This window comes from Paenibacillus sp. GCM10027628 (genome assembly GCF_042676385.1).
Classification (GTDB): Bacteria; Bacillota; Bacilli; order Paenibacillales; family NBRC-103111; genus Paenibacillus_E.
In genome coordinates, this window is sequence record NZ_JBHTHA010000063.1 from 1 (window position 1) to 1,009 (window position 1,009).

The following is a 1,009-nucleotide window of genomic DNA, read 5'->3' on the forward strand; positions in this document are numbered from 1 at the left end:
CTTCTACTGCCAATGACGGCATAAATCTTTTTCGTTTGGAGCTTTTTACAGATATGAGCCGTGTAATAACCTGCATCAAGGGCGACTGCCTCGAGTGTCTGGTCAAACCCAAATTTCTTCACTTGCAGTTCAAGCCTTTCGAGATAAGGAGTCGAATCATGGACATTTCCAGGTGTAATATGTACATCGGTAATGATATTGAATTTATGGTCAACTGTCCGATGATCCAAATAGAAGAAGCCTTCCGGTTTGCCGTCTCGCATCATATAGCCACTCTCGGGGTCGGTCGTGCTCACTTTGGTCTCCTTAGTCTCGGTCACCTCCTTCCGGGGTTTTAGGGCTTTTTTCCATAGGCAGCTCGGTCTGCCTGAACCGCTTCGTCCAAGTCATCGAGATAGGTTTTGACGCTCTTTTCAACTTCTTGTTGAATGAATTTACGCTTGTTTGCATTGGCTTTGAGATGAGTCGAATCCGTCACGAGCACGCGTCCTGCAACCATACGCAGTTCAATGGCTTTAAACACAATGTGGTCGAAGATATCTTGGACAACTTGGGTGTCTTGGAGTCGCTTCCGATTCAGGCTAAGGGTGCTATGGTCCGGAACTCGATCTGTCAATCCAAGCCCAACAAACCAGCGATAAGCATTGTTGAGTTGTACCTCCTGCTCTAGCTGGCGTTCGGAGCGGATCCCGTATAGATAACCGATGAACATCATTTTAAAGAGCATGATCGGATCAATAGAAGGCCGCCCGTTATCCACGCAATAGTAAGGTCTTACTTTTTCAAGAATGAAAGAGAAGTCGATATGTTTTTGAACCTTGCGTAGTAAGTGATTCTGAGGAACAAGATCTTCTAGACAAACAAATTCGTAGCTGTTTTGCACATTCGGATTGGAGTGAAGCATGCAATCACCGCCTTAATAAGATATCTATATTATATCATATTAACGCGGTGAATGGATAAAGAATTGGAATGAAGAAAAGCCTGCTGAGGTTTCTCAACAGGCTGA

The 1,009-nt window shown here is 44.6% G+C and carries 1 pseudogene; it reads right to left on the reverse strand.

The annotated features are described in order from the left end of the window. Nucleotides 1-904, reverse strand: a pseudogene (locus ACFQZT_RS32215) (IS1182 family transposase); the annotation flags it as partial. Nucleotides 905-1,009 lie beyond the last annotated feature (105 nt).